Here is a 22,625-nt window from a genome sequence, read left to right on the forward strand (position 1 = left end):
ATCATGAAGAAGGCTGTCCAGATAGCCGTCCTCGCTCTTGCCGCCGCCGCTTTCTTCCATCCCGTTCAGGCATCCGCGAGTTCTGCTCGGATGTGCACGGACTTCACCGCCTTCCTCTTCGACGAAAAGCAGCTCCAAGGCACCAAGCAAGGATTGTGCGGTAGCACGTATTTCGCCGGCCTGCCGTTCAACAACAAGGCGAGTTCCGGGCGGAGCCAGAATCTCCTGTGCACCTACCGCCTGTTCGACGCCGCCAATGCGACGGGAAGCTACACCGCCCTCTCTCCCGGCGAAAGGGACAACGACTTCTCCAACGACACCGTCGGCAACAACCGGGTCTCCTCGGTGCAGAAGGTTTGCTGAGCCGTCTTCCGGCCGCGGCGGGCGCCCTGTTCGCACTCCTGGCGACGGGGTGCGCAACCTCGGTGGCGCCCGCCGCGCCGCCTCCTCCCCCGGCCGAGGAGCACGCCGCCTTCCTGCTGCCCCTGGACCCCTACGTCCTGGACGAGTCCGGCCTGATACGCGTTCTTGATGCGACGGACGTGGTCGCCGAACGATGCGCGAAGCAAGCGGGCGTGGAGTGGCCCGCCGTCGACCGCCCGGACCGCGGCCCGAGCCCCAACCGCAGACGCTATGGCGTGGCGGAGACCCTGATCGCACGGATGTACGGCTACCACCCCCCTCCGGATCCCGCGCTCGAGGAGACGACCTCGCGGTCGGAGCGTCGGCTCAAGGAGCTGGACGGGGGCGAACGCGAGAAGATCCTCGGCCCCGGAGGATGCCTGGAGAAAGCCCGCTCCGAGGTGAACGGCGGCCTCGGCCCGTTGGAAGACCAGCCCTCGGAAAGCATCGACCAAATTTCCTTTGCAGAGTCGAAAAGTGATCCGAAGGTGGCCGGCGCCCTGCAGGAGTGGACCTCCTGCATCATCTCCCACGGCTACTCCTTCAAGGATCCCCTGACCGCGGCGAGCGACTCCCGCTGGAACTCCCCTACAGCTTCTCCAGAGGAGAAAAAAATCGCCCTCGCCGATGTCGACTGCAAGAAGAAGAGCGATCTCGTGCGAGTCTGGAGCTCTGCGGAGGCGAAGATCCAGACTCGGCTGATCAACGAGAACAGAGACCGGCTGGGGCCCCTGAGAGAGCTCAAGGAAACACAATTGCGCAATGCCGCTCGGATCCTGTCCGCGCCAGGGCCCTGACCGTCGACGCGAGAACGGGGCACCGCACACCATGCGCCGCGGCCCGGGGTTCCACGGCTCACAGGACGCGGTCGGGCGTCCCGGGGCCCGCTGGAACGAAGTGTGCAGATGCGGCCGGCGACGGGACAGCTCGGCCCTGGCGCAGCCGGCGGCCTGCAGCAGACCGCGCAACGCGCGGATCTCGGAGCCGCGGATGACGGCGGCCGCCTCCCGGGTGAGGCCCGCGCTCCCGGTGCCCCGCCGCCGGGACCGCCGCGGCCCGTGCCCGTTTCACTGGAGGTTCGCGCTACATCCTCACCAATCTCTGTGCTTTTCGTGATCAGTGTTTACATGCTTCGGAAAAGCGAACATCCGCCACAAAAAATATGCGACGGATGACCGGTTAATTGCCGGAAGGGAATTTATTTGCCGTGATGAAATTCCCCGAACAACGACCAGGGCTGCTTACCATTGACGGGTCAGGTTCTGGTGCAGGATTCAATTCCGAAGGAATCCCCCCATGCGACGCTCGCTCCCCGCCGTCCTCACGGCGATCGCCCTCACCGCTCCCGCCGCGCCCCCCGTCCGGGCCGCGGCGCCCGAGGGCTACATCGTGGTCCTGAGGAAGGGCACCGACTCCGTCTCGATCGCCCAGGAGCACTCCGGGAAGCACTCGGCGAAGCTCCTGCACACCTACAACCACGCCCTGCACGGTTACGCCGCCGCCCTGACGGAGGCGGCCGCCAAGGAGATCGCCGACGACCCGCGCGTGGTGTTCGTCCAGGCCGACCAGCGCGTCCGCCTGGAGGCGCAGACCGTCCCCACCGGGGTCGACCGCGTCGACGCCGAGCTCAGCCCCACCGCCGACATCGACACGGTGGACAAGCGTGTCGACGTGGACGTCGCCGTGATCGACACCGGGATCCAGGCCGACCATCCCGACCTCAACGTGTACGCCGCCGGCGCCAAGAACTGCGCCGGCGGGGTCGGCGCCGCGGACGGCAACGGCCACGGCACCCATGTGGCGGGCACGATCGGCGCCCTCGACAACGGCGACGGCGTGGTCGGCGTGGCGCCGGGCGCGCGGATGTGGCCCGTCCGGGTGCTCGACGACTCCGGCAACGGCACCTTCTCGTCGATCATCTGCGGCGTCGACCACGTCACCGCCAACGCCGACAAGATCGAGGTCGCCAACATGAGCCTCGGCGCCGCCGGCACCGACGACCGGGACTGCGGCAGGACCAACCGCGACGCCCTGCACCAGGCGGTGTGCGCCTCGGTGGCCGCCGGCGTCACCTACGCGGTGGCCGCGGGCAACTCCTCGGTCGACTCCGCCAAGCGCGTGCCCGCCGCCTACGACGAGGTGATCACCGTCAGCGCCCTGGCGGACTTCGACGGCAAGCCCGGCGGCAGAACCGCCTCCACCTGCGTCGCCGACGACGACGACAGCCTCGCCAACTTCTCCAACCACGGCCGCGACGTCGACCTCATCGCGCCCGGCGCGTGCATCCGCTCCACCTGGATCAAGAGCGGCTACCAGGTCAGTTCGGGCACCTCCATGGCCTCCCCGCACGTCGCCGGAGCCGCCGCCCTCTACAAGGCCGCCCACCCCTCGGCCACGCCCTCGGCGGTCCGCACCGCGCTGATCTCCGCCGGCACCGGCGAATGGAACGCCGGCGACGACCCCGACGGGGTCAAGGAACCCCTGCTCAATGTGCGGACTTTCTGACCCGGAGCCGCCGGATCCGCCCGGTAGGCCTAGACAAGTCCTAGTTTTCAGGCATATGACAGTAAATAGAGCCTTGAAGGCCGCTTTGCTGCTCCCGGACAGGAGAGGGGGACGGATATCCTTGACTGGTAGCATCCGCCTCCAGACCGGCTCCGAGCCGTGCTCCGGGGCCACCGCAGAGCGAAGGGAACCAGCAGCCGTGACCGACCAGTCGCCCACCTCCGTGAACGAGGAGATCGAGACGCCCGTCGCCGCCGACGACGAAGTGGCCGCCGCGCTCGCCAACTGGCCTGTCAACACCGCGAACCCGCGCCGCACCCAGATCTGACGCGGCCCGTGCCGACGGCGATCCCCGGCCCTCCCTCAGGGGGAGGGCCGGGGATCGCCGTCGTTCGCGCGCTCTCACGCGTCATCCGCGCGGCGGCCGCCGAAACGGCGAAGCCGCGAAAAGCGCGAACGATCACCTGAAATCACGGCACCGCAGCGCTTTTGCCATGATCAAAAAGGTATATCCACCGCGAACGGTACAGATAAAGGCCGATCCTCTAAGAGTCATCCGATAAAACAGGCATGCCTGGATATCGCATGCGTGGAGCTCCGCCGGGGGACCTAGGAAGCGGCCGCGGCGTAGCCGGCCACGAGGGCGTCGGCGACCCGGGTGATCGCCTCGTCGGGCGGGAGGAAGGCCGGGTGGTGCAGGCCGGGGGCCGACGGGTCGGTGCCGGTGCCGACGAAGAGCATGAGGCCGCGGGTGCGGTGGCAGTAGTGCGAGAAGTCGTCGGCGCCGTAGGAGCGGAAGGTGCGGTCGACGGGGACGCCGAAGCCGTTGAGCACCGCGGTGGCGCGGTCGGCGAGGCCGGGGTCGTTGCGCAGCACCGGCTCCAGGGGGTGGATGCGGGTCTCGGCGGCGCAGCCGAAGGCGGCGGCGGTGTGCGCGGCGGTCTCGGTGATGATGCGGGTGGCCTCGGCGCGGTCCTCGTCCCGCATGACGCGGACGGTGCCGCGCGCGACCGCGGTGTCGGGGACGACGTTGGGGGCGCTGCCGCCGCTGACGTGCCCGACGGTGCAGGACGCGCCGAGCACGGGGTCGAACCGCCGCGACGCCAGGTGCTGCAGGGCCACCACGATCTGGCACACGGCCAGGACGGGGTCGCGGGTCAGGTGCGGGTAGCCGGCGTGGCCGCCCACCCCGGTCACCGTGATCTCGAACTCGTCGGCCGCGGCGTTGACCGGGCCGGGGACGGCGCTGACGTGCCCTTCGGGCAGCCGCGGCTGGACGTGCGCGCCGACCACGGCGAGGGCGCCCTCCAGGACGCCTTCGCGCACGACGTCCTCGGCCCCCGACGGGTGGGTCTCCTCGCGCGGCTGGAGCAGGGCCAGGACCGGCACGTCCACGCCGATCCGGGCGGCGGCGCGGCAGACGGCGACGAGCGCGGCGAGGTGGACGTCGTGGCCGCAGGCGTGCATGGCGGCGCCGGTCGAGCTCCAGGGGACGCCGGTGCGCTCGGTCATCGGCAGGGCGTCGAGCTCGGCGCGCAGCACCACCCCCGGTCCGGTGCCGCCGACGCGCAGCAGGCGGCCGGTTCCGGCCACGCGCTCGCCCTGCCCGGCGTCCAGGGCCGCCACGACCGCGCGGGCGGTGTCCTCCTCCCGGCCGGAGACGCGGGGGTCGGCGTGCAGCCGGTGCCGCAGCTCGACGGCCGCGGGGATCTCGTCGGCGACGGCCGCGCGGAGCTTACGGGCAAGGGAATCGTCCGCTTCGGGGGGCATGTGCCCTTTTTACTGCACACTGAAGGTGACTTTCACCTCCCGCAGGGTGTTGAACCGGTCTCAGCCGGCGCCGCCGGTCTCGGCGAGCAGCGCCGCCACGACCCGGCGCAGCGAGCCGGAACGGGCGTGGACGGCGCGCTGCCGCGACGCGCAGTCCCCCCGCCCCAGCAGGGACTCGGCGAGCCCGGAGACCGTCTCCCAGTCCCCCGACTCCTCCAGGGACGGCCGCAGCCCCGCCACCATGTCCCGGACCACCGCCTCCGCGGGCGCGGGACGGCCCGTGGCCGGGTCGACCAGCGTCCCGCCGAGCCCGGACCTGGCCGCGTGCCAGGTCGCCGAGCGCAGCAGCTCGCCCCGCACCGGCCGGAAGGCGCCGCTCTCCGCGCACTCCCGCCGGACCAGGGCGCGGAACAGCCCGGCCAGCAGCACGACGTCGTCCACCCGCGGGCAGGCGTCGCAGATCCGCAGCTCCAGCGTGGGCAGGTGGCTGGACGGGCGAACGTCGGAGTAGACCATGCCCTCGTCGAGGATCGTCCCCCGCGCCACCAGCTCCGCCACCATCGCGTCGTACTCGGCGGCGCTCTCGAAGGGGCCGGGCGGCCCGGCCGTCGGCCAGCGCTGCCACAGCACCGAGCGGTAACTGGCGTAGCCGGTGTCGGCCTCGCGCCAGAACGGCGAGCCGGCGCTGAGCGCGAGGAGGACCGGCAGCCAGGGCGCCAGCCGCTGCAGCACCCGCACCGCCAGGTCGCGGTCGGGCACGTCCACGTGCACGTGGGCCCCGCAGATCAGCTGCCCCCCGGCCAGCCGCCGGTAGAGGTCGTGCATGCGCTGGAACCGCGGCAGCGGCGGGACCGCGGGCTCCTCCAGGCCGGGCAGCGGCGCCGTCCCCGCGGCCAGCACGCCCAGTCCCTGCTCCTCGGCCGTCCTGATCAGCGTCTTGCGGGTGGCCGTCAGATCGTCGGCGAGATCGGCCAGCGCCGTCCAGGGGGCGCTGTGCGCCTCGATCGTCGACTCCTGGAGCTCCGCGCTGTACCTGTCACCGGGCAACGCCTCCAGCAGCGCGGGCGAGGCGGACGCCAGCCGGCCGCTCTCCAGCGCGACGATGTGGAATTCCTCCTCCACGCCGACGAGCAGTTCCCCCGAAGTGTTCACCGTCCCCCCGCCACGCTCTACACTCTCTTATCGGATACCCGGCCGCATGCCCGCCGGGCCCGTACGAGACCAGGGGCGGTAGCTCAGCCGGTCAGAGCAGCGGACTCATAATCCGCCGGTCGTGGGTTCGAGCCCCACCCGCCCCACTCTCCTTAACCTCGATACCTACCCGATTCGACCGGGTTTCAGCCCTCCCGGGGCTCCTGGAGGGAGACCGCTCCCCCCGGTCGCGGCGCGACCGGCACCAAGTGCGGATCGAGTCCGGGTCGGCTGCGGGTATTCCTCGGCACCGGTCGGCATCGCCGTCGTTTCCCGGCGGGGACAACGCGGTAGATCGACCCTGTGAACGTGATCGCACGGCGGGTGCTGCAGCTGCACGACGACGACGGGGACGGGATCCGGGACGTGGTGATCTCGATCGGCCGCCCCTACCGCGACCCGGAGGGGCAGGGCGAATGGATCTGCCCCTACGAGATCGAGGGCCTGGACGAGTGGGACGGCCGCTACCAGGTGGCCGGCGAGGACTCCGTCCAGGCCCTCCAGCTGGTCCACGGGGTGATCTGGGGAGTGCTGACCGGCTCCGAGCGCAACCACCTGCTGCGCCTGTGGGGTGAGCCCGACCTGGGGTTCCCCTCCCCCTTCCAGCGCATCCAGGTGCTGCACGAGGCCTCCTCCGACAGCGCCTACATCGCGCTGGCCGGGGTCTTCGACCAGGCGCAGGAGGCGGTCGAGCAGATCGAGGTCGGCGACCGGAACGGCGAGCTCGCCGCCGTCCTGGACTTCGCCCGCTCCGGCGAGCTGCTGGGCATCGAGCTCTTCCGGGCGGGCCGCCGGCTGCCCGAGGGGCTGCGCGCCCGCCCCGTCGTCCAGGGCCCCTGAATCACTCCGTGGGGGGACGCGCCCGGCCCGTCGTCCCCCCGGGGACCGAACGAGAAGTCGGCGTGGGAGGTCTGTCCACCCCTGCGGCGAAGTGGCTAGGCTCACCGCCATGTCCCGACTTCGCACCCTTCTGGCGGCGCTGCTCGCCGTCGCCCTGCTGTCCGGCTGCTCCGGCGGGGAGGACTCCGGCGCCCCCCTCCCCGACGGCCAGGCCCTGCTGCGGGAGTCCGCCGCGGCCATGAAGGACGTCACCAGCGTCGGATTCGCCCTGACCACCGAGGGCGAGCCCGCGGGACTGCCGGTCAAGGCGATGAGCGGCCAGCTGCTGCGCAACGGCGACGCGCAGGGCGACGTGACCGCCGTCCAGCTGGGGATGACGATCGAGGCGAAGTTCGTGCTGGTCGGCCCCGACCTGTACTTCAACCTCATGGGCGGCTACCAGAAGACCGACAAGTCCATGATCACCAGCATTCTCGACCCGTCGGCGATCCTCGACCCCGAGCGCGGCATCCCGCTCATGCTCTCCCAGGCCACCGGTGCGAAGTCCGAGGCGCGGGAGGACGGCGCCGTCCGGATCTCGGCCTCCCTGCCCGGCACCGCCGTCGCCGGGCTGGGCATCAAGACCGACCAGACGCTGCAGGGCACGGTGTGGGTGAACGAGGACGACAAGCGGCTCACCCGGGTCCTGATGAACCTGGAGGGCGGTTCGGCGAACCTGGCGCTCTCCGAGTTCAACGCGAACCCGACGATCCAGGCACCGAAGCAGTAGCCGTGCGCGACCGCCGCCGACTGGCGATCGGGGCCGGCGGGGCCATCGTCCTGCTGGCCTCGCTCGACGCCTATGTCATCGTCACCGTGCTCACCGAGATGACGAAGGACCTCGGCATCCCCGCCAACCGTCCCGAGCGCATCACCCCCATCGTCACCGGGTTCCTGCTCGGCTACGTGGCGGCCATGCCGCTGCTGGGCCAGCTGTCGGACCGCTTCGGCCGCCGCGCCGTGCTGCACGCCTGCCTGCTGGCGTTCGCGGCCGGTTCGGCCGTCACCGCGGCCGCCGACGGCTTCCCGCTGCTGGTGGGCGGACGCGTCCTGCAGGGCGTGGCGGGCGGCGCGCTGCTGCCCATCACGATGGCACTGGCGAGCGACCTGTGGGCCGAGCGCGACCGCCCGGTCGTGCTCGGCGTCGTGGGCGCGGTGCAGGAGCTGGGCAGCGTCCTGGGCCCGCTGTACGGGGCGGGGCTGGCCGCGCTGATCGGCTGGCGCGGCATCTTCTGGGTGAACGTCCCGCTGGTGCTCGCCGCCATGGCCGCGGTGCACTTCGCCGTCCCCGCCGCCAGATCCGCCGCGCCGCCCGCGAAGGTGGACGTCCCGGGCGGGCTGCTGCTGGCCGGAGGGCTGGGACTGCTGGTCCTCGGCACCTACAACGAGACGCCCGAGAACGGCGTGCTGCCGCCCGGCGGGGCGCAGATGATCGTGGCGGGCGCGGTGCTGCTCGTGCTGTTCGGGTGGTGGGAGTCGCGGACGAGCGCGCGGCTGCTGGACCTGTCCGGGGTGCGCAAGAGCCCCGTGTTCGCCGTCCTGGCCGTCAGCCTGCTGTCGGGAGCGGCGCTGATGGTCACCCTGGTGGACGTGCAGCTGATCGCCACGACCCTGCTGGGACGCACGCCGTCGGAGGGCGCGTTCCTGCTGTCGCGGTTCCTCGTGGCGCTGGCGCTCGCCGCCGTCCTCGGCGGGTTCGTCGCCCACCGGTACGGCGAGCGGTGGCCGCTGGTGGCCGGAATGGCCATGGCCGCGCTGGGGTACCTGCTGGTCTCCGGATGGCCGCTGGATCCGGCCTCCGCCTCCTACGGTCCGCTGCCGCGCATGGACGTCGACCTGGTACTGGCCGGTGCCGGGCTGGGTCTGGCGATCGCGCCGGTCTCCTCGGCGATCCTGCGGCTGGTGCCCGCCGGGCAGCACGGGGTGGCCTCCGCCGCCGTCGTGGTCGCCCGCATGATGGGGATGCTGCTGGGTATCTCTGCCCTGTCGGCTTACGGTTTCCACCGTTTGCAGTCATTGACGGCCGGGTTGACGGTTCCGCTGCCGTTCGGGAACCCGAACTTCAAGGCCGAGTTCGAGGTGTACCAGGCGGGGCTGCAAGAGGCTCTGCACACCGAGTACCGCGAGATCTTCCTCATCACCTCGGTCCTGTGCCTCCTCGGCGCGGTGGTGGCGGCGAGCATCCGGAAACCCCCCTCCGACCTGCCGCATCCGGCCAAGGAGCTCGCTGTCTGATTCCTGCCAGTCCGTTGTCAGGACCCTACGGTGGGTGATTACTTCTATTCCTGGCCGTATGTAGCTGTATCGCTACGTTTCTAACCGTCACGGCCGAGGAGGGAAAGACCATCGTGCAACGGATGAGCGGGCTGGACGCCAGCTTCTATCTGCTCGAGGACGAGAACACGCCACTGCACGTGGCGGCCGCGATCGTCCTGGAAGGGCCCGCACCCGGCTACGGCGACCTCGTCAGGCTCGTCGCCGCCAAGCTGCCCGCCGTCGAACGCTACCGGCAGCGGGTGCGGTCCGTGCCCCTGCATCTGGGCCGTCCCGTCTGGGTGGACGACCCGCACTTCCAGATCCTGTACCACGTGCGCCACACCGCCGTCCCCGCGCCCGGCACCATGGACCAGCTGCGCAACCTCGCCGGGCGCATCATCGCCCAGCGCCTGGACCCCCAGAAGCCCCTGTGGGAGCTGTGGCTGGTCGAGGGGCTGGAGGGCGGCAGGTGGGCGCTCATCGGCAAGGTCCACCACTGCATGGTCGACGGCGTGGCGGGCATGGACCTCATCGCCTCGATGTTCGACCTCGACCCCGACGCGCCCCGCCCCGCGCCGCCCGCCGAGGAGTGGACGCCGAGCCGCGGCCCGTCCGGGCTGCGGCTGCTCGGCGAGGCGCTGGTCGACAACGCGCTGCAGCCCCTGCGGATGGCCGGGGCGCTGCCGCGGCTGGCCCTCTCGCTCGCCGACGCCCCGCGCCTGGCCGGCTACGCCGGCGGCGTCGCGCGCCAGGTGTCGCGGTTCACCCGCAGGTCCGCCAGCGTGCTCAACGGGCCGATCGGCCCGCACCGGCGCTGGCCGTGGGCGAGCGTCCCGCTCGACGACGCGCAGAAGATCCGCAAGCGGTACGGGGGCACCGTCAACGACGTCGTCCTGGCCGCCGTCACCCGCGGCTTCCGCGGCCAGCTGGCCGGCCGCGGCGCGCTCACCTCCGACATGGTCGTGCGCTCGGGGGTGCCGGTGTCGGTGCGCACCGAGGAGGAGAAGGGGGCGCTCAACAACCGCGTCTCCGCCATCTTCGTCAACCTGCCGGTCGGCGTGGCCGACCCGCTCGAGCGCTACCTGCTGATCCGCGACCAGACCGAGGACCTCAAGGCCAGCGGGCAGGAGGTCGTCGGCGCCAAGATCACCCGCGCCACCGACGCGGCGGTGGCGCCGGCGCTGCTGGCGCTGGGCGCCCGCATCCCCGTCCGCATGTTCAACCCGGTCGTCCAGACCATCACCACCAACGTGCCGGGCCCGAACTTCCCCCTGTACGTCCTCGGCCGCCGGATCGAGGACCTCTTCCCCTACGTGCCGCTGACCGGCGGCATCCAGGTGGGGACCGCGGTCTTCAGCTACAACGGCAGGCTGAGCTTCGGGGTGAGCGCCGACTTCGACGGCCAGCCCGACATCGAGGTGTTCGCCGAGGGCATCCGCGCCGGTTTCGACGAGCTGCTCCACACCCGCAGGCGGCCGCGCCCGGTGCGCGCCGGGAAGTGACGGCCGCGCCGCCTAGGCGGACCGCGGCCGGGCCCGCCGCAGCCGTGCGGAGACGGCTTCGCGGGCCCGGTCGAGGAACACGTCGTCGTCGTACAGGACGCCGTTGCCGCACGCCTGCCAGACATAGGAGGTGAGCTCGAAGACGAGCTGGTCCACGTCGGTGGCGGCGTCCAGCTCGCCGCGCGCCACGGCCTCGCGGACGGTGTCGCGCAGGTGGCCGTGCCAGGCGCCGTGCGAGGCGGCGACCGCGTCGCGGATCCGTCCCGGGCGCGCGTCGTATTCGGCGCTGATGGAGTACAGGACGCATCCGCCGGGGAAGACGCGCCGCCGGACGTAGTCGAGCCAGCTCGCCAGCAGCGCCTCGAGGCGGGCCAGGCCCGGCTCCGCGGCTGCCGCGACGGGCCGCACGACCTGGTCGACGAAGGCCTCGCGGGCGGCCTGGACCGTCGCGAGCTGGAGCTCCTCCTTGGAGCCGAAGTGGGCGAAGAGCCCGCTCTTGGACAGCGACAGGTCGCCTGCCAGCCGTCCGATGGACAGTCCTTCCAGCCCTTCGGCCGAGGCGATGTCCAGCGCCCGGTCCAGGATGGTCCTTCTGGTCTGCTCGCCGCGCAGCAGCCGTCCGTCGGTGGTCACCCCCAAAGAATACGACCGTTCGTGCGATCGGTCACTTGACAGGACGCCCCGGGAAAAGAAATCGTACGACCGTTCGTACTTTTACTGAGAGGCCCCCCATGTCCGCACGTGTCCTGCCGCTCGCGGCGGGAGCCACCTTCCTGGCGATGCTCGACGCCACCGTGACCAACCTCGCCTTCCCCGACCTCCAGCGCGACCTCACCGGCAGCACGGTCAGCGGGCTCACCTGGATCGTCACCCTCTACGCCGTGGCGTTCGCCGCCCTGCTCGCCCCCGCCGGGCGGCTCGCCGACCTGGTCGGGGTGCGGCGGCTGTACCGCGCGGGAGTCGGCGTGTTCACCCTGGCCTCCCTGGCCTGCGCGCTCGCCCCGGACCTGCCGGTGCTGCTGGCCGCGCGGGCCCTCCAGGGCGCGGGCGCGGCCGCGATGGTCCCCGCCTCGCTGGCCGTCCTGCTGCACGGCACCCCGCCCGAGCGGCGCGCCCGCGCGATCGGCCTGTGGAGGGCCTCGGCCGCGGTCGCCGCCGCCGTCGGCCCCTCCCTCGGCGGCGTCCTCGTGGACGCCTTCGGCTGGCGGTCGCTGTTCTTCATCAACCTCCCGCTGGGCCTCGCCCTCCTGTGGGCCGCCCGCGCGCTGGCGCCCCGGCACGGCGAGGGGAGGCTCCCCGACCTCGCGGGCACCGTCCTGCTCGCCGGCGGCCTCGGCGCGATCGCCCTGGCCGTCAGCCAGGGCGAGGACCTCACCCGTCTCGACCCGCTCGTCCTGGCCGCGCTGCTCGGCGGGATCGCCGCCGTCGCGGTCGCGCTCGTCCGCTCGGCCCGCCACCCCGTGCCCGTGCTGGAGATCTCGCTGTGGCGCGACCGCGCCTTCGCCGTCACCAACGCGGTCTCCTTCTTCTACGGCGCGGCGTTCTTCCCCTGGATGCTCGCCGGGGTCCTGGTCCTCACCCGGATGTGGGGCTACTCGGAGCTGGAGGCCGGGCTGGCGATGACGCCCGGCGCGCTCGCCGCGGCCGCCGCCTCCGTGCTCATGGGACGGCTGGCCACCCCGCGCGCCGCCATGCTCACCGGTGCGCTCGCCATGCTGGCCGCCGCCGTCTGGACCTGGCTCGCGCTCCCGGAGGAACCGCGGTTCCTGGCGTTCTGGCTGCCCTGCGGGCTGCTGGTCGGCGCCGGGATGGGCGCCCTGGCCACCGGGACCGCCGGCTCGGCCGCCCTGTCCGTCGCCCCCGCCCGGTTCGCCGGGGCCACCGGGCTCAACACCACCGCCCGCCAGCTCGGCGGCGCCCTGGGCACCGCCGTCCTGGCCGCGCTGCTGGCCGGTCCGCGGACCGGGCCCGAGACGTTCACCACCGTCTACGCCTGCTGCGCGGCCGCCTGCGCGCTCGCCCTCCTGGCCGGGCTCGTGCTGCGGACCGCCGCCCCCTCCGTTTCCGCCCGCACCGCAGAAGGAGTACCCGCATGAACCGGTGGACGAGGCTCGCGGTGATCGGCGACAGCATCGCCGCGGGGGTACGGGAGCCCGCCGAGGGCTATGAGGACCTGTCCTGGACCGACCGGATCACCCGGGAGCTCGGCACCCGCACCCTCAACCTCGGCGAGCGCGACCTGACGGCCCGGCGGGTGCGCGAGACCCAGCTCGCGCCCGCGCTGGCCTTCCTGCCCGACCTGGCGGTCGTCGTCTGCGGGGGCAACGACGCCTTCCAGGAGGAGTTCGACGCCGACGCGCTCGCCGCCGAGCTCGACCTCATGGTCGGATCCTTCCGCGGGCTCGGCGCGGACGTCGTCACCCTCGGCCTGTTCGACAACACCTCCGCCGGGTTGACCGGGCGGCGCTTCCAGGAGGTCTTCGGGCCGCGGCTGCGCACGCTCAACCAGATCACGCGGCAGATCTCCGCGCTGCGGGGAGCGGTGTTCGTCGACTTCAGCCGCCACCCCTCGGGAAGCGACCCGTCGATCTACGCGAGCGACCGCATCCACCTGAACGCCAAGGGGCACGCGATCGCCGCGGAGGAGAGCCTCCGCATGCTCGCGGCGCACGCGGACGGCACGACGGTCAGCGCGTAGCCGTCCTGGCCAGGAACGCACGGGTGCGCGGCTCCTGCGGATCGGTGAAGATCCGCTCCGGGGAGCCGCGCTCCAGCAGCACTCCCCCGTCCAGGAAGCACACGGTGTCGGCGATGTCGCGGGCGAAGGACATCTCGTGCGTGGCCAGGATCATCGTCATGCCCTGCTCCTTGAGCTCCCGGACGATGTCGAGCACCTCCCCGACGAGCTCGGGGTCGAGCGCCGAGGTGACCTCGTCCAGCAGCAGCACCTGGGGTCCGGCGGCCAGCGCCCGCACGATCGCCGCCCGCTGCTGCTGGCCGCCCGACAGGCGGTCGGGGTACTCCGCCGCCTTGTCGGCCAGGCCGAAGCGCGCCAGCAGCTCCATCGCCTCCTCCCGCGCCTGCTTCCGGCGCTTGCGGTGCACCTTGACGGGGGCGAGGACGACGTTCTCCACCACGCTCATGTGCGGGAAGAGGTTGTACTGCTGGAAGACCATGCCGACCCTCCGGCGGACGGCGTCCTCGTCGACGTCCACGGCGGTCAGCTCCAGGCCGTCCAGGAAGACCGCCCCGTCGTCGACGGTCTCCAGCAGGTTCACGCAGCGCAGCAGCGTGGACTTGCCGGAGCCGGACGCCCCGATGAGGCAGACCACCTCGTGCGGCTCGACCGCCAGGTCCACCCCGCGCAGGACGGGGCGGCCCCGGTACTCCTTCCACAGGCCCTCGATCTGCAGCAGCGGCATCAGCGGCCTCCGGGAGCGCGGCGGTCGGCGGCCCTGGCCGCCAGCCAGTCGGTGAACCGCGCCATCGGCACGGTCAGCAGCACGAACAGCAGGGCCGCCGCGAGGTAGGGCGTGTAGTTGAAGGTCTTGGCGGAGTGGATCTGCGCCTGCCGCAGCGCCTCGACGACGCCGAGCACCGAGACCAGCGCGGTGTCCTTCTGCAGCGATGCGAAGTCGTTCAGCAGCGGCGGGACGACACGGCGCACGGCCTGCGGCAGCACCACGTGGCGCAGCGTCTGCGCCTGGGAGAGGCCGAGCGAGCGGGCGGCGGCGCGCTGGCTGGGGTGGACCGAGTCGATGCCCGCGCGGAACACCTCGGCGACGTAGGCGCCGTAGGACAGGACCAGGGCGACGACGCCCAGCACCATGGGGTCGTCGGGCACGCCCTGCAGGTTGAGCGCGGGGACGCCGAACCCGACCAGGAAGACCAGCAGGATCGTGGGGATGCCCCGGAAGACGTCGGTGTAGGCCACGGCGAGCGCGCGCAGCGGGAAGAACGCCGGGGTCTTCACACCGCGGGTCAGGGCCACCGCGAGGCCGACCACCAGGATGATCGGCTCCGCGATGAGGAAGATCTGGACGTTCTTCCAGAAGCCCGCGAGGACGTCGGGGAACGCCTCGGTGAAGTGCGGCCAGGAGAAGAAGGTCTCCCGGACCCGGGGCCAGCCCGGCGAGGCGGTCAGCCCCACCGCCAGCAGGCCCAGCACCACCACGGTGGACGCCCCGGCGACCAGGCCGGAGACGACCGCCTTGCGGCGGCGCCGCGCCTCTCTGGCCAGCTGGCGCTCGCTCTTGACCCGGGCGGGCCCGGTGGAGGACTTCACTTCAGGACGGGTGCCCCGGCGGCTTCCGCCAGCCACTGATCGGTGATCTTCTGCAGGCTCCCGTCGGCCTTCAGCTCGCCGATCGCCTGGTTCAGGCAGGTGACGAGCGGGCTGCCCTTCTCCAGCAGGAGGCCGAACTTCTCGTCCTCGCCGGACGCGGGGAGCTGCCCGACGATCTTGGAGCCCTCGACCTGGGCGGCGGTCACGTAGAACGCGGTGGGCAGGTCGACGACGACGGCGTCCACCTGCTTGTTCTTCAGCGCGTTGATCACGTCGATCTGGGTGTTGAAGACCCGCGGCTCCTCGCCCGGCTCGAGCTGCTCCTGGACCGCGGTCAGCGAGGTGGTGCCGACCTGCACGCCGATCTTCGCGTCCTTGAGCTGCTCCTTGGTGGCGGCCCCGGCGAACTTCCCGTCGCCGAGGGTCACGACGCCCTGGGCCACGGTGTAGTAGCCGTCGGAGAAGGTCACCGCCTTCTCCCGCTCGGGGGTGACGGAGATCTGGTTGATGTCGAAGTCGAAGTCCTTGGAGCCCGGCGCGTAGGACTGCTCGAAGCCGACCTTCGTCCAGACGACCTCGCCCTTGGCGAAGCCGAGCCGCTCGGCGACGGCGTAGGCGACCGCGCTCTCGAAGCCCTCGCCGTTGCCCGGGTCGTCGTTCTTGAACCACGGCTCGAAGGCGGGGGTGTCGGTGGCGATGGTCAGCTTGCCCGCGGTCTTCAGGGGCAGCCGGTCCTTGGCGCAGTCCGCGGCGGACGCGGACGGCGCGGCCCCGGTGCCGGTGTCGTCCGCGGGGGCGCAGGCCGAGGCCGCCACGACGGCGGCCAGGGCGGGCAGGACGAGGAGACGACGCAACAAGACGACCTCCGGCCTTTCTCAGTTCTCACATAAAACAGGGGGAAACAGGGGGAAAGTCTAACTTTCTCGGATCACACGCAGGGTCACGGTCCTGCCCGCGGACAGCCCGAAGCGGGTGGCCGCCGAACCGAGGTTGACGCCCAGGGCCAGCCGGCCGGAGGAGTCGGCGAACAGCAGGGGCTCGCCCTCGGGGACGTCGCCGAAGGTCGCCGCCCAGCACACGCGGATGCCGGCGAACTCCAGCTCCGTGCCGTGCTCCAGGGGGCCGAACGCGGCGGCCAGGTCCCGCGGCGTCGCGCCGAGGACCAGGCTGCCGAAGTCGTCGGGGTAGAGCACGACGGTGCCCAGCTCGCCCTTGCCCAGGACCGGTTCGGGGATCTCCAGGGGACGCGGCCGCAGAGCCGTGCCGAACTCGCCGAGAGGGACGCCGTTGGCCAGGTGGGCGGCGGCGGGGGCGAAGACGTCGCGGCCGTGGAAGGTGCTGGAGACCGCGGGCAGCCGCAGCTCGGGGTTCTCCAGGATCCGCGCCTCGGCGACGCCGCCGAGCGCCTCGGCCGCCGGGACGAGCAGCCCGTTGTCCGGGCCGACGAGGAAGTCGCCCCGCCCGGTGCGCACGGCGATCGGGTGGCGGGGGGTGCCGACCCCGGGGTCGACGACCGCCAGGTGGACCCCGACCGGCAGGTGGGGCAGCGCCTGCTCCAGCAGCAGCGCGCCCTCGACCACCGCGTACTTGCTCACCTCGTCGCTGAGCACCTGCACGCGGGCCGCGGGCGCGAGTCGGGCCGCCACCCCGGCGCAGATGCCGGTGTAGGCGGCGCCGAAGTCGGTGGTGATGCTGAGGTACGGGGGCGGTGTCACGGAAGGGCCTTCAGATCGGCGGAAACAGGGAGATCGGTTCGGCAACGCTACCAAATCCCTGGTCAGGGCCCTTCCGCGGCCACCGATTCAGCGGTTCAGCGGTTCAGCGGTTCTTCAGGGTGTTGATGAGCGCCGCGCCGCGTGCGGCGTCGTCCACGCTGATGGCGAACCTGCCGCCACCGGGGTACTCCAGCACCAGGCACTCCCCGGCGCGCAGCATCAACGTGGTGTGCGGCGGCAGCCCGCGCAGGCCCCATCCGCCGACCTCCGTGGGCTTGATGTCCTCGGTGCGGGCCGCGGCGATCGCCGGCAGCGCCCTGCGCCAGACCGGGAACGACAGGGGGCCGTAGGCCACCGCCACACCGCGCTCGCTCACCTGCACCCGGATGGTGCTGACCAGGAGCCCCGCAAGACCGATCACGACACCCGTGATCGCGATGATCGGCGGGACCGGCGAGGCCGCCCCGCCCGGACCGACGATCAGCAGCGCGACCGCGCCCGCGCCGAGGAACACGTAGCCCACGGCGAGCATCGGGACGTTGGTGCAGCGGGAGACCCACACCGCGTGCCTGCCGGGGGGCAGGTCCAGGGTCTGGACCGGGCCGTCCGGCACGTCCTCCCGCCGCGGCGCGAGCCGCGTCGCCAGCCAGCCGGCCAGCGTCGCCAGCCCGATCATCAGGACGACCGCCCACCAGGGCAGGTGGCGCGCGTCCCGCCAGTCCGCCCGGTCCAGGTTCGCCCAGACGGACATGCCCTGCAGCAGCACCGCCAGGACGTACATGAACACCGCGATCGGCGGGTTGCGCCGTCCGGCCAGGAGCCCGAGGAGCGCGACCGCGAACGGCAGCGCCAGCGCCGCCGCCCTGGGCAGGGAGCCGTCCGGCTCGCCCCCGACGCCCCAGTGCGAGGCCATCGGGTCCGGCAGGCTCCCCCACCACACGGCGGCCGGGAGGGCCAGGACCAGCGCCACCGGGACGCTCCACAACAGAAGTCTCTTCACATCGCCTCGATCATCGCTATCAGGTCCGCGCGGGTGTGCCCCGCCCTCTCGGCGTCGCGGACCAGTTCCCGTATCCGGTCGAGGAGCTCGCCCCTGCGGCCGGCCCCGGGGATCACCCGGATGCCGCGGCCGCGCCGGAACTCCAGCAGCCCCTCGTCGCGCAGCTCGCGCAGCGCGCGCAGCACGGTGTTGGGGTTGACGTCGAAGGCCGCCGCCAGATCGCGGGCGGTGGGGAGCCGTTCGGGGGCGCTCCCCTCCGCGATGGCGCGGCGCAGCGCCCCCGCCACCTGTTCGTGCAGGGGGCGCGGGTCGTCCGCTTCCAGCCTCAACAACATGGTGCTAATAGTACTAGCACCATTAGCGTCATGTCTCCCGGGGACAGGCCTCCGGCACCACGCGGCGCGCGGCCATCAGGTCCAGCAGCAGCGCGGCGGTCCAGCTGTAGTCGTGGCTGCCGCGGCCCGAGCCGTCGAACGGGTCGAAGAACTCCCGGAAGCCCGACTGGCGGATCAGGCGCAGCGTGCCGCCGTAGAGCAGGTCGGCGATCGAGTCCATGCCCTGCTGCCGGGCGCCGGCCCACAGCAGCCAGTTGGTGTTGACCCAGGTGGGGCCGCGCCAGTACGCCGACCGGTCGAAGGCCGAGGCCTGCAGGTCGCAGGTCGGCACCGGGTAGCCCGCCGCCCCGGCGAAGCGCGCCGACAGCAGCAGGTCGGCCAGCCGCCGCCCGATCGGCACGGGCAGCTCCGGATCCAGCAGCGGGACCAGGGAGGCGATCGTGGCGACCCGGATCAGCCTGCCCGACCGCAGGTCCCGCGGGTAGAAGCAGCGCTGCTCGTCGTCCCACAGGCGGCGGACCAGCGCCGCGTGGATGCGCTCGGCCGCCTCCCGGTGCGGGGCGGGGTCGGCGCCCACCAGCGCGGCGATCTCGGCCAGCGCGTGGGTGGAGGCCAGGTAGACCGTGTTGAACAGGGGATCCTCGACGAGGAAGGGGTGCTCGTCCCGCAGGTGCCCCTCGGCGTAACCGGAGTCCCGGTAGGCGGTGACGAGCCAGGCGTAGCGCTCGTGGTCGACGCCCGCGGGCTGCGAGCGCGGGACGGACGGGCGCGCGTAGGAGGTGGGCGGCGGCTGGACGGCGGCCAGCGGCCGGTCCCAGGCGGGACCGTTGTCCAGCCCCGACTCCCAGGGGTGGCAGATCGCGGCCAGCCCCTCCCCGCCCACGTCGCGGACGCGGGCGAGGTACCCGTGCTGGGCCACCAGCCGGGGGTAGGCCCAGCACAGGAATGCGCGGCTGCGCGCGCCGTCGGAGGCGGCGGCGTGCATCCGCAGCGCCGTGAAGGCGTGCAGCGGAGGCTGCGTGATCGCCGAGGTCTCGACCGACCGGGGGGCTTCCGGCCGCCCCCGGCTGAGCCACAGCTCAGGCCCGGGGAAGTAGCCCTTCCGGACGAGATCGGCGTTGAAGACGGTGTGCGGGATCATCCCGCCCGCCCACTGGGCCTCCAGCAGCGCGGCCAGTTCGCGTTCGGCCCGCTCGGGCCGGCACCGGGCCAGTCCCAGGCAGGCGAAGGCCGAGTCCCAGCTCCACTGGTGCGGGTACAGGCCGGGCGACGGTGTCGTCGCGGTCCCCGTCCAGTTGGCGTCCAGCACCCGAATGGCCGCCCTCCAGAGCGTGGACTCGTCTCCGGTCAGTCGCGGGCTCATCTCCCCAGAGTGACCCCGAGATCGCGTTCTGGCCAGCCTCCCGATCAGGTGATCAGCACTTCCTCTTCCCGGTCCCGGTGCAGCCGGTCGTTGACCTTCTGCTTCGCGGAACCGGCGACGGCCCCGGCCTTCTGGGCGCCGTTGCTCGCCGCCATCGACGCCTGCTCGCGCACGCTCACCGCGGCCGACTGCACCGACGGATGCGCCCACACCTCCTGCGCCGTCTTCTTGATCTGCTCGTACCGCTCACGCCCGGCCCGCGAGCCCAGCACGTACCCCACGGCGGCACCGGTGAGGAACATCAACTGCTTCATCCGGAGATCACTCCCTTTCAGTCGTCTCCACCATCCCCCCGTACCCGCCCAGCCGATAACGATGCACGAGCACCCGCCAAGATGCGCTAATGTAGACGCGCTGGCAGGGAGCGAAGCCCCCCGCCGGACGCCGATCCCGCGTAGCTCAATCGGCAGAGCAGCCGGCTGTTAACCGGCAGGTTATTGGTTCGAGTCCAATCGCGGGAGCCAGAGAAAACGCAGCTCAGGGCCGCTTTCCGGAAACGGGGAGCGGCCCTGGGTCGTTTTCCGCCAGGTCTCGGGACGCCCTCTGCGCGGGGCTCGGCGGTGGTGGCCGGGAGGGGGGCCGGGGCGGGGCGGGCGTGGCCCATCTCACGGTCGGGACGGGCGGTGCGCCGGGGGCGGCGGGCGGCCGAAGCCGGTTCGGAGCGGGTGGGAGAATCCGTGGTGGGTCTGATCACCTGGCGGTAGGTTGGGGGGCATGTCGCGCCTGCCTCGTCCCGTACGTGAACTGCTCCGGTTGGAGCGTGGTGAGAAGGTGCTCGCGCACGCGAGTACGCGCGGGGGGTCGGTGGTGGCGGCCACCGGGCACGCGCTGCACGTGCCGGACGGCCGCGGGGGGTTCACCCGGGTGCCGTGGGAGAAGGTGCTGCGGGCCTCCTGGCAGGGGGACCGGCTGCACGTGCAGGGCGATGACACCGACTACCAGGTGCGCCTGGTGGCGCCCGGGTCGGTGCCCGAGGTGGTGCAGGAGCGGGTGACCTCGACCGTGGTGGTCAGCCGGCACTTCGACCTGGAGCCCGGGACCGTCGACGGCGGCGGGGTGCGGATCGTGGGGCGGCGGCCCACGCACGACCGGCCCTCCCCCTCCCGGGAGGAGCTGCTGTGGGCGATGGTCTTCGACGAGGGCGTCGACTCCGACGATCCGAAGGTGCGGGCCAAGGCCGAGCAGCTGCTGCAGGCCGTGCGGCGCCAGGTCGGGCTCTAAGGTCTGTCTCGCAGTAGAGACGTTCCGGTGCCCTGCGGTGTCTGTCCGGTGTGGTCCCTTGAGGGTCTCTGACCGGGGTCGGCGCCGTCGGCGTTCCGGATGCGGCCGAGCAGAGGCCGCACCCCCAGGGGTGCGGCTGCCGCCTCGCCCGTCCCCGCCCGGAAGGACGGGTGAGGGGCCGGTGGCGGTTGACTCGGCCAGGGCTCCTTGCAGCCCCGACCCGTACACGCCCAGGGCGTGTCGGGAGGCTTCGAAGTCGACCGACGCCGTCTTGGGGTCGGTCGCATCGGTCCATGTCACGAACGCGCCCAGTGCGGCCGAGACGAGGTCCCGGTCGGCTTCCAGCCCGCAGGCGGGGCAACGGTGCATCCGCTGAGACAAGGGCTTGGGCACTCGGCGGCCGCACAGGCAGTGCTGGGACAGCCGGGTGGTGAACGTGCCCGCTCGCGCCAGCCGTCCGCCCACAGCCGCGCATTCGGCCGCCAGGGCGGTGGTGAGCATGCCGGGGGTGAAAGCCGCACACGCCCGCCCCCACAGCCGGAACCACGAGGCCAGGCGGCAGTCCTCGACCGTCAGCCGTCCTCCGTGGGTGGAGACGAGCCGGGCCGCCACCGCCCGGGCACGAGCACGCCTGGCCTCGGTACGGCCGATCCGCTCGGCACGGCCACGAGTGCGCAGGGCACGGTAGCCGCCGGAGAGACTGTCCTTGCGATAAGCGGTACGAGGCCACCCGGCCGCATCAGCCAGACGCGGGCCTTGGGGCAGGTCGACGTGACGGGCGGCCAGTCCGGCGTCCTGCCTGCGCCGCGCCCGCTCGTCCTGGCGGCGGGAGAGCTCATAGCGGGCTTTGTTGGCCGCCCGCCGTGAGCGTTCCAAGGCACGGGCGCGTCTGCGGGCGGTGCACCGGTCCCGCTCCACGGCGGCGCGTTCCAGCGTGGTGAGGACGATCTGGTCGGCCAGCACCCGACCCGTCTCAGGGTCTGGCGGGGTGGGGAAGGAGACCAGGGACAGGTTCCCGACGTTGACGTCCACCCCTCCCATCCGCTCCAGCCCAGCGGCCCGTGCTCTGCGTTCGCGGGCGGCCGGGGAGGCATAGCCGCCGTCCAGGATCATCAGATGCGCCTCGTACACCCACCCGCCCGGCCCGCAGGGATGCGGCCGCCGGACCAGGTCGATCTTGTGCCACAGCTGCGGTCTGTCCAGGAAGTGGCACAGCCACCCCCAGCGGCCCGCACCCGAAGGGAGACGTACCGGCAGGACCAGCTCGCCCCGGCTGCCGTCGGGGCCGCCGGTGAACACCACCGCCAACGGTCCCTCGTACTCCCACCAGGAGGCCCGGCCCGACCGGCCCGACGGAGGAGCAGGCGGGGGCATGCGGCGGGGCTGAGCCAGGACCGCAGTGCCCGGCTCCGACCGTGCGGCCTGCGCGGGAGTGGCCACCTCACCCGGTAGTGCAGGATGGCGGTAGGCGTCCAGGTGGCCTTGCAGGCTGCCGTGCAACCGGAACGTCTCCCACTTGCGGGCAGTGGTGTGGGAACGGGCCCGGCCGGGGATGCGCGTGTACTCCCACCAGGAGCCCACCCGGGGGCGGCCCGCCCGCCGTCCGGAGGCATCCGGGAACAAGTGACGCTCCACCCCAGCCCATACTTCATCGGCCTGATGCAACGCCAACGCCTTGGTCGCGTGGTGCCGCAGCCAGCCGGAGGCGTCCAGATGTTCGTAAGCCGCCCGCTCCAAGCCCTGACGCGACAGACCCAGCTCACGACGCCACCCGGCCCCATCCACCCCACGCCGATGGGCGCCCGCCCAGAACGCCGCCACCCGGGCACGGGCGTCATGCTGCAACGCCCGCTTGAGCGCGAACATCGCCGAAAACAAACCCTCCAACCGGACGGCGGCCTGCGCATCCACCACCAGGGGCAGGCGGATCACCGATACCGGTCCGTCCCACCGCCACGCGGGTGCCTTGTTCTTCCCCCGCGTGCGACGCACACCGTCGGCCGGAGCACCGGACGTTCGCGGTGTCCCGACGCTGGTCGCGGCGGTCCTCGTCATGACCCAGGATCCTGCCAGACGCAACCGACAGAATGCAGAGAGTCACCAAAATTTCCCATGACGAACTTTGAGACACGCCCTAGCAG

General features: G+C 72.3%; 22 protein-coding genes, 2 tRNA genes and 1 pseudogene. 13 read left to right on the forward strand and 12 right to left on the reverse strand.

The genetic code is table 11. The features are described from left to right. Positions 1 to 3: 3 nt before the first annotated feature. The 4 genes from ABD140_RS29310 (at position 4) to ABD140_RS29325 (ending at position 3,235) form a co-directional block, all read left to right on the forward strand. On the forward strand, positions 4 to 363 hold the full coding sequence (locus ABD140_RS29310; RefSeq protein WP_344244265.1) for a hypothetical protein: 360 nt from the start codon (positions 4 to 6) through the stop codon (positions 361 to 363). A 62-nt stretch (positions 364 to 425) separates the two neighbouring features. Next, a complete protein-coding gene (locus ABD140_RS29315; protein WP_344244266.1) occupies positions 426 to 1,199 on the forward strand; it encodes a hypothetical protein in 774 nt (257 codons plus the stop codon). Positions 1,200 to 1,698: 499 nt separating this feature from the next. After that, complete coding sequence (locus ABD140_RS29320) at positions 1,699 to 2,907, forward strand: S8 family serine peptidase (protein WP_344244267.1); 1,209 nt, start codon at positions 1,699 to 1,701, stop codon at positions 2,905 to 2,907. Between the two features lie 199 nt (positions 2,908 to 3,106). Then, positions 3,107 to 3,235, forward strand: coding sequence for a hypothetical protein (locus tag ABD140_RS29325; protein WP_344244268.1), 129 nt, complete (start codon positions 3,107 to 3,109; stop codon positions 3,233 to 3,235). 281 nt (positions 3,236 to 3,516) lie between these two features. Here ABD140_RS29325 and ABD140_RS29330 read toward each other — a convergent pair whose 3' ends face one another. Both ABD140_RS29330 and ABD140_RS29335 read right to left on the reverse strand, forming a co-directional pair. Further along, positions 3,517 to 4,677, reverse strand: coding sequence for a M20 metallopeptidase family protein (locus tag ABD140_RS29330; protein ID WP_344244269.1), 1,161 nt, complete (start codon positions 4,675 to 4,677; stop codon positions 3,517 to 3,519). Positions 4,678 to 4,737: 60 nt separating this feature from the next. Continuing rightward, positions 4,738 to 5,829, reverse strand: a complete 1,092-nt coding sequence (locus tag ABD140_RS29335; protein WP_344244270.1) for a carboxylate-amine ligase — start codon at positions 5,827 to 5,829, stop codon at positions 4,738 to 4,740. Positions 5,830 to 5,901: 72 nt separating this feature from the next. Here ABD140_RS29335 and ABD140_RS29340 point away from each other — a divergent pair. The 5 genes from ABD140_RS29340 to ABD140_RS29360 all read left to right on the forward strand — a co-directional run bounded on the left by ABD140_RS29340 (position 5,902) and on the right by ABD140_RS29360 (position 10,505). Continuing rightward, positions 5,902 to 5,975: transfer RNA gene (locus ABD140_RS29340), tRNA-Ile, on the forward strand. 196 nt (positions 5,976 to 6,171) lie between these two features. Next, positions 6,172 to 6,708 carry a DUF6968 family protein gene (locus ABD140_RS29345; RefSeq protein ID WP_344244271.1) on the forward strand — a complete coding sequence of 179 codons (537 nt, stop codon included), beginning with the start codon at positions 6,172 to 6,174 and terminating at the stop codon, positions 6,706 to 6,708. A 109-nt stretch (positions 6,709 to 6,817) separates the two neighbouring features. Continuing rightward, positions 6,818 to 7,477 carry an LppX_LprAFG lipoprotein gene (locus tag ABD140_RS29350; RefSeq protein ID WP_344244272.1) on the forward strand — a complete coding sequence of 220 codons (660 nt, stop codon included), beginning with the start codon at positions 6,818 to 6,820 and terminating at the stop codon, positions 7,475 to 7,477. Positions 7,478 to 7,479: 2 nt separating this feature from the next. Further along, the gene (locus ABD140_RS29355; protein WP_344244273.1) at positions 7,480 to 8,982 is read left to right on the forward strand and encodes an MFS transporter; all 1,503 of its coding nucleotides are present in this window, start codon (positions 7,480 to 7,482) and stop codon (positions 8,980 to 8,982) included. 122 nt (positions 8,983 to 9,104) lie between these two features. After that, positions 9,105 to 10,505 (forward strand): WS/DGAT/MGAT family O-acyltransferase, encoded by a 1,401-nt coding sequence (locus ABD140_RS29360; RefSeq protein ID WP_344244274.1) that lies wholly within the window; start codon positions 9,105 to 9,107, stop codon positions 10,503 to 10,505. A 12-nt stretch (positions 10,506 to 10,517) separates the two neighbouring features. Here the strand turns inward: ABD140_RS29360 and ABD140_RS29365 are convergent, their stop codons facing one another. After that, entirely contained in the window at positions 10,518 to 11,138 is a 621-nt protein-coding gene (locus tag ABD140_RS29365) for a TetR/AcrR family transcriptional regulator (RefSeq protein ID WP_344244275.1), read from the reverse strand. A 98-nt stretch (positions 11,139 to 11,236) separates the two neighbouring features. Between ABD140_RS29365 and ABD140_RS29370 the strand changes: the two genes are divergently transcribed. Both ABD140_RS29370 and ABD140_RS29375 read left to right on the forward strand, forming a co-directional pair. Next, on the forward strand, positions 11,237 to 12,601 hold the full coding sequence (locus tag ABD140_RS29370) for an MFS transporter (protein ID WP_344244276.1): 1,365 nt from the start codon (positions 11,237 to 11,239) through the stop codon (positions 12,599 to 12,601). Then, positions 12,598 to 13,203: an SGNH/GDSL hydrolase family protein gene (locus tag ABD140_RS29375; protein ID WP_344244277.1), complete on the forward strand. Its 606-nt coding sequence runs from the start codon at positions 12,598 to 12,600 to the stop codon at positions 13,201 to 13,203. Before ABD140_RS29370 ends, ABD140_RS29375 begins: the two co-directional genes overlap by 4 nt. Here ABD140_RS29375 and ABD140_RS29380 read toward each other — a convergent pair. The 8 genes from ABD140_RS29380 to ABD140_RS29415 form a co-directional block, all read right to left on the reverse strand. After that, positions 13,193 to 13,927, reverse strand: coding sequence for an amino acid ABC transporter ATP-binding protein (locus tag ABD140_RS29380; protein ID WP_344244278.1), 735 nt, complete (start codon positions 13,925 to 13,927; stop codon positions 13,193 to 13,195). The two genes, ABD140_RS29375 and ABD140_RS29380, sit on opposite strands and share 11 nt — an antisense overlap. Next, entirely contained in the window at positions 13,927 to 14,790 is an 864-nt protein-coding gene (locus tag ABD140_RS29385) for an amino acid ABC transporter permease (protein WP_344244279.1), read from the reverse strand. The genes ABD140_RS29380 and ABD140_RS29385 overlap by 1 nt, the downstream gene beginning before the upstream one ends. Continuing rightward, positions 14,787 to 15,647: an ABC transporter substrate-binding protein gene (locus ABD140_RS29390; RefSeq protein ID WP_344244280.1), complete on the reverse strand. Its 861-nt coding sequence runs from the start codon at positions 15,645 to 15,647 to the stop codon at positions 14,787 to 14,789. Before ABD140_RS29390 ends, ABD140_RS29385 begins: the two co-directional genes overlap by 4 nt. A 57-nt stretch (positions 15,648 to 15,704) precedes the next feature. Then, complete coding sequence (locus ABD140_RS29395) at positions 15,705 to 16,505, reverse strand: SAM hydrolase/SAM-dependent halogenase family protein (RefSeq protein WP_344244281.1); 801 nt, start codon at positions 16,503 to 16,505, stop codon at positions 15,705 to 15,707. A gap of 103 nt (positions 16,506 to 16,608) precedes the next feature. Further along, the gene (locus ABD140_RS29400; protein ID WP_344244282.1) at positions 16,609 to 17,505 is read right to left on the reverse strand and encodes a DUF1648 domain-containing protein; all 897 of its coding nucleotides are present in this window, start codon (positions 17,503 to 17,505) and stop codon (positions 16,609 to 16,611) included. Continuing rightward, positions 17,502 to 17,840, reverse strand: coding sequence for a GntR family transcriptional regulator (locus ABD140_RS29405; RefSeq protein ID WP_344244283.1), 339 nt, complete (start codon positions 17,838 to 17,840; stop codon positions 17,502 to 17,504). Before ABD140_RS29405 ends, ABD140_RS29400 begins: the two co-directional genes overlap by 4 nt. A gap of 28 nt (positions 17,841 to 17,868) precedes the next feature. After that, a complete protein-coding gene (locus ABD140_RS29410; protein WP_344244284.1) occupies positions 17,869 to 19,203 on the reverse strand; it encodes an MGH1-like glycoside hydrolase domain-containing protein in 1,335 nt (444 codons plus the stop codon). Positions 19,204 to 19,247: 44 nt separating this feature from the next. Then, positions 19,248 to 19,517 carry a YtxH domain-containing protein gene (locus ABD140_RS29415; RefSeq protein WP_344244285.1) on the reverse strand — a complete coding sequence of 90 codons (270 nt, stop codon included), beginning with the start codon at positions 19,515 to 19,517 and terminating at the stop codon, positions 19,248 to 19,250. Positions 19,518 to 19,651: 134 nt separating this feature from the next. Here ABD140_RS29415 and ABD140_RS29420 point away from each other — a divergent pair. Both ABD140_RS29420 and ABD140_RS29425 read left to right on the forward strand, forming a co-directional pair. After that, positions 19,652 to 19,727: transfer RNA gene (locus ABD140_RS29420), tRNA-Asn, on the forward strand. Between the two features lie 250 nt (positions 19,728 to 19,977). Next, complete coding sequence (locus ABD140_RS29425) at positions 19,978 to 20,484, forward strand: hypothetical protein (protein ID WP_344244286.1); 507 nt, start codon at positions 19,978 to 19,980, stop codon at positions 20,482 to 20,484. 327 nt (positions 20,485 to 20,811) lie between these two features. Here ABD140_RS29425 and ABD140_RS40225 read toward each other — a convergent pair. Further along, a pseudogene (locus ABD140_RS40225) lies at positions 20,812 to 22,539 on the reverse strand (transposase family protein); the annotation flags it as partial. Between the last annotated feature and the right edge of the window lie 86 nt (positions 22,540 to 22,625).

The organism is Actinocorallia libanotica, assembly GCF_039525175.1.
Lineage (GTDB): Bacteria > Actinomycetota > Actinomycetes > Streptosporangiales > Streptosporangiaceae > Actinocorallia > Actinocorallia libanotica.

Bases quoted from the DNA above. Each gene is read 5' to 3' on its own strand.
- ABD140_RS29310 (WP_344244265.1), top strand. From the start codon at position 4: ATGAAGAAGGCTGTCCAGATAGCCGTCCTCGCTCTTGCCGCCGCCGCT.
- ABD140_RS29320 (WP_344244267.1), top strand. From the start codon at position 1,699: ATGCGACGCTCGCTCCCCGCCGTCCTCACGGCGATCGCCCTCACCGCT.
- ABD140_RS29330 (WP_344244269.1), bottom strand. From the start codon at position 4,677: ATGCCCCCCGAAGCGGACGATTCCCTTGCCCGTAAGCTCCGCGCGGCC.
- ABD140_RS29350 (WP_344244272.1), top strand. From the start codon at position 6,818: ATGTCCCGACTTCGCACCCTTCTGGCGGCGCTGCTCGCCGTCGCCCTG.
- ABD140_RS29360 (WP_344244274.1), top strand. From the start codon at position 9,105: ATGAGCGGGCTGGACGCCAGCTTCTATCTGCTCGAGGACGAGAACACG.
- ABD140_RS29370 (WP_344244276.1), top strand. From the start codon at position 11,237: ATGTCCGCACGTGTCCTGCCGCTCGCGGCGGGAGCCACCTTCCTGGCG.
- ABD140_RS29375 (WP_344244277.1), top strand. From the start codon at position 12,598: ATGAACCGGTGGACGAGGCTCGCGGTGATCGGCGACAGCATCGCCGCG.
- ABD140_RS29380 (WP_344244278.1), bottom strand. From the start codon at position 13,927: ATGCCGCTGCTGCAGATCGAGGGCCTGTGGAAGGAGTACCGGGGCCGC.
- ABD140_RS29405 (WP_344244283.1), bottom strand. From the start codon at position 17,840: ATGTTGTTGAGGCTGGAAGCGGACGACCCGCGCCCCCTGCACGAACAG.
- ABD140_RS29410 (WP_344244284.1), bottom strand. From the start codon at position 19,203: ATGAGCCCGCGACTGACCGGAGACGAGTCCACGCTCTGGAGGGCGGCC.
- ABD140_RS29415 (WP_344244285.1), bottom strand. From the start codon at position 19,517: ATGAAGCAGTTGATGTTCCTCACCGGTGCCGCCGTGGGGTACGTGCTG.
- ABD140_RS29425 (WP_344244286.1), top strand. From the start codon at position 19,978: ATGTCGCGCCTGCCTCGTCCCGTACGTGAACTGCTCCGGTTGGAGCGT.